Origin of the sequence: Stenotrophomonas sp. HMWF003 (assembly GCF_003061285.1) — a bacterium.
GTDB lineage: Bacteria > Pseudomonadota > Gammaproteobacteria > Xanthomonadales > Xanthomonadaceae > Stenotrophomonas > Stenotrophomonas maltophilia_AP.
Window position 1 is genome coordinate 1 of sequence record NZ_QAIW01000395.1, and the last position, 3,687, is coordinate 3,687.

The 3,687-nt window shown below is 69.1% G+C and carries 3 protein-coding genes and 1 pseudogene; 2 read left to right on the plus strand and 2 right to left on the minus strand.

Annotated features, from left to right (window positions below):
- Positions 1-163: 163 nt before the first annotated feature.
- Positions 164-1,285, minus strand: coding sequence for an HDOD domain-containing protein (locus tag DBR34_RS16895; RefSeq protein WP_128097653.1), 1,122 nt, complete (start codon positions 1,283-1,285; stop codon positions 164-166).
- A gap of 150 nt (positions 1,286-1,435) precedes the next feature.
- Positions 1,436-1,972, minus strand: a complete 537-nt coding sequence (ppa, locus tag DBR34_RS16900; protein WP_128097654.1) for an inorganic diphosphatase — start codon at positions 1,970-1,972, stop codon at positions 1,436-1,438.
- 185 nt (positions 1,973-2,157) lie between these two features.
- Here ppa and DBR34_RS23630 point away from each other — a divergent pair, with 185 nt between their 5' ends.
- Together DBR34_RS23630 and DBR34_RS23635 are read left to right on the plus strand one after the other, a co-directional pair.
- Entirely contained in the window at positions 2,158-3,078 is a 921-nt protein-coding gene (locus tag DBR34_RS23630) for a hypothetical protein (RefSeq protein WP_258224045.1), read from the plus strand.
- A gap of 50 nt (positions 3,079-3,128) precedes the next feature.
- A pseudogene (locus tag DBR34_RS23635) lies at positions 3,129-3,687 on the plus strand (helix-turn-helix domain-containing protein); the annotation flags it as partial.

Sequence of the window (3,687 nt, forward strand, 5' to 3'; positions counted from 1 at the left end):
GGGCATGGGGCCCCAGCGCCCGACCCGCCGACGGCTGCGCCTGAAAAGCGTCAAGGCACGTTTCTGCTTGCCCCGTACGTGGGTGAAGAACCACAAAAAAGCCGGCCACTGGCCGGCGTTTTCGTTGCACGGTTGCCCTGCGACATGCTGCAGGGCAATGGACTCAGGCTTCGGCGGCCACCAGGCCCATCAGGCCATTGGCGTGGTCCCGCCACTGCGGCAGCTTGTGCAGCACGCCGGCACGCTGCAGGTACTCCTCGTCCACCGGGTCACCGTTGATCAGGGCCAGCGCCACGTGCACCGCGCCGGTCACCCAGAAGCTGCGCGTGTTGGACTTCTGCGGCTGCAGATGGAAGGCCACCGCTTCGATGATCGGCATCGGCAGGCCCCACAGGCCCAGCAGGTAGGCGCCGGCTTCGGCATGGCCGGGGCGTTCATCGGACGCATCGGCCGGCGCGCCGCGCTCGTTGCGCACGCCCGGCAGCAGCAGCCCGATGTCGGCCAGCAGGGCGGCCGTCGCCCCCAGCTCGGCGCTGGAATCGGGCAGCAGCTTGGCCGCCAGCCGCGACGCCAGCAACGCACGCTGCTGCAGCGAATTGCGCTCGGCACCGGAAAGCGCCGAGGCCGAGAACACCTCGCTGGCCAGCACCAGGTCCCGCAGGGTCGACAGGCCCAGCCGCGTTACCGCGGTGCGCAGGTCGGAAATGGTGCGGCCGCTATTGAAGAATGCCGAGTTGGACAACTGCAGCACCTTGGCTGCAATCGCCGGGTCGGCCGAGACCAGCTTGGAGACGTCGGCGGTGTTGGTTTCGTCGTCGTGTTCCAGCGCCTGGGTCAGGCTCAGGTAAAGATGCGGCGGCGAGGGCAGCTTTTCGATGCGGCCGATCGCGCTGCGCAGATGCGCGCTGTCGAGCAGTTCGCGCAGTTCTTCCAGGCTGGTCAGCGCTTCCAGCAGCACTTCCGGGGCCAGCGGCATCGGCAGGAAGCGGTGGGCCACCCCGATCAGGCGCGCCGGCGGCGGGCGGTTGCCATGGTCGGCATCCACCAGTGCGATCCGGATGGTTTCCGGGCGCAGGGTGCGGATCTGCCCCAGCAGCGTGGTGGCGGTGAGATCGGGCAGGGTAGGGCAGGCGATGACCGCGTCCACCGGACCGGCGGCGACGATGCTCATGGCCGACTGGCCATCGGAGGCCGTCAGCGGTTGCCACTCTTCCCCAAGATCGGCAATGAATTCCATCAGTTCAGCCGACAGGCTGGCCTGGTCCCCAACAAGCAGAATGCGCACGACAAGTCCCCTGGCTGACCACGGTGAAACGCACCGTGGACGGTGTGAAGACGCAATGTACCCAATCCGGCACAAATAGTGATGTGCCGCAGTCAAAAAACGTGATGTCCATCGCTTCGGCGGCGAGCGCCGAAGCGATGCGGTTCAGCCTCAGCCGTTGTTGCTGAGGTAGCGCTGGTGCGCTTCCACCAGGATCTGCTTGGCTTCGGCAGCGCCGGCCCAGCCGTCCAGCTTGACCCACTTGCCCTTTTCCAGATCCTTGTAATGCTCGAAGAAGTGGCCGATGCGTTCCAGCCAGTGGCTGGACACCTGGCCGATGTCTTCTACGTGGGCGTAGCCGCTGAACACCTTGGAGATCGGCACGGCCAGGATCTTCTCGTCGCTGCCGGCCTCATCGCTCATCTTGAGCACGCCGACCGGACGGCAACGCACCACCGAACCGGGGATCAGCGGCAGCGGCAGCACCACCAGCACGTCGGCCGGGTCACCGTCGCCGCACAGGGTGCTCGGCACGTAGCCGTAGTTGCACGGGTAGCGCATCGGGGTGGACAGGATGCGGTCGACGAAGATCGCGCCGGTTTCCTTGTCCACTTCGTACTTCACCGGCTCGGAATCCTTCGGGATCTCGATGATGACGTTGATTTCTTCCGGCGGGTTCTTGCCGGGCGAGACGAGTTCCAGACCCATGGGTGTACTCCGAGAGGGGGATGTAGGCGGATAGCCCCCCATTTTATGCCTTTGCCGGGCCGCGTGCAGCGGGGATGGGACCACGGCCCCGTGCCGGGTTTCCCCACGACCCGGTGCGGCCTTGCCGGATGGGGCCCGACCCCGGGGTGGGCGAGGCTGGTTCCTCCTTCTGCTGGAGTCTGCTCATGCACACGCGTTCCCGTCTGCTGCTGCGACTGTTCGCCCTGCTGGCCTGGCTGTCCAGCGCCCCGCTGCTTGCCCAATCGTTCGTCGATCTGGTGGATTTTCCGCGCAACGAGGCCAACTGGGACCGCTTCTATTCCCTGGAAGCGCACCTGGCGCGCCGCTTCGACGCGGTCTGTGCCGATACCCTCTGCGAAGGCGACTACAGCAACCTGCGCGCGCTGCAGCTGCGCTGCTCGGTCAACGCGGCCAGCGAGCAGGTACACGCCTGTACGTGGGTGTTCATTGCCAGTGCGCTGGAGGTCGATGCGGACACCGGGCAGGTGCAGGCCGACAACCGGCGCTGGGAATGCCCGCTGCCGTTGGGCGCGGGCGTTCCGGTGGAGGACTTCCACGCAGCGCTGGCGGTGGATGAGCCGCTGGCCGTGACGTTGCCCGGTGCGCAGGTTGCGCTGGGCGCCGCCGTCGGCGCGTGCCTGCAGGCACCCCGGCGGGAGGCCGCCCTGCAGCGCTCCGCCGACCGCTACGTGGATGCCCGCAACTACCCGCGGCCGGGACAAGGGCACGGGCCCCTGTCCGCGCTTGAAAAAGCGCTGGTGCGGGGCTTCGACGACGTCTGTGGCGATACGTTCTGCGAAGGCGAGTACTACAACCTCCAGGCCATGCGCCTGCGCTGCTCGGTGCAGGCGGCCAGTGGCAACGTGGGGGAATGCGTCTGGACCTTTGCCGGCAGCAACATGGACGTGGACGCCCCTACCGGTCGGGTGGTGGTGGATGCCCGCGACTGGGCCTGCCGGCTGCCGCTGGCCCCGCACACCCCCTTGCCGCTGCTGCTGGACGCGTTGCAGGGGCCGGAGGCCATCGACACCACGCTGCCGGGCACCACCACCACCGTGTACGAAGGCCTGACCCATTGCCTGTGACCGGCGGCGCGATCGCTGCAGGTGCCGCGCCGGGCAGGTAGCCTGTGCAGATGGATGCGCTCATCTCGGCTGCCGCCCGGGCCCTTGCCGCCGGCGATGTACTGGCCGCGCTCGGCTGCGTTGCGCTGCGCGAGGACCCGCCCGCGCTGGCGCTGCGGGGCATCGCGATGGCCCAGCTGGGCCAGTTGGATACCGCACGGGACCTGCTGCGGCGCGCCCGCCGCGCGTTCGGCCCGCACGAGGCGGTGGCGCGGGCGCGCTGCGTGGTTGCCGAGGCCGAGGTGGCGCTGGCCATGCGCGAACTGGCGGGGTCGTCGCATCCCCTGCAGGAGGTGGCGGCACTGCTGGATGCGCAGGGTGACGCGGCCAATGCCCTGCAGGCCTGGCTGATCCTGGCCCGACGCGGGGTGCTGTTGGGGCGCCTGCGCGACGCCGACCATGGCCTGGCCCAGCTTGCCGGCCGGTCGATGCCGCCGGCGCTGGCCGCGATGGCCGCGTTGACCGCTGCGGCACTGGCCGTGCGTGCGCTGCAGGTCGGCCAGGCGCGTGCCGCCCTGGCCCGCGCCCAGGCAGCGGCCGAATGCGCCGGCATCGCCGCGCTGCGGCGGG

Coding starts and splice junctions, on each gene's coding strand:
- ppa (WP_128097654.1), bottom strand. CDS start 1,972: ATGGGTCTGGAACTCGTCTCGCCCGGCAAGAACCCGCCGGAAGAAATC.
- DBR34_RS23630 (WP_258224045.1), top strand. CDS start 2,158: ATGCACACGCGTTCCCGTCTGCTGCTGCGACTGTTCGCCCTGCTGGCC.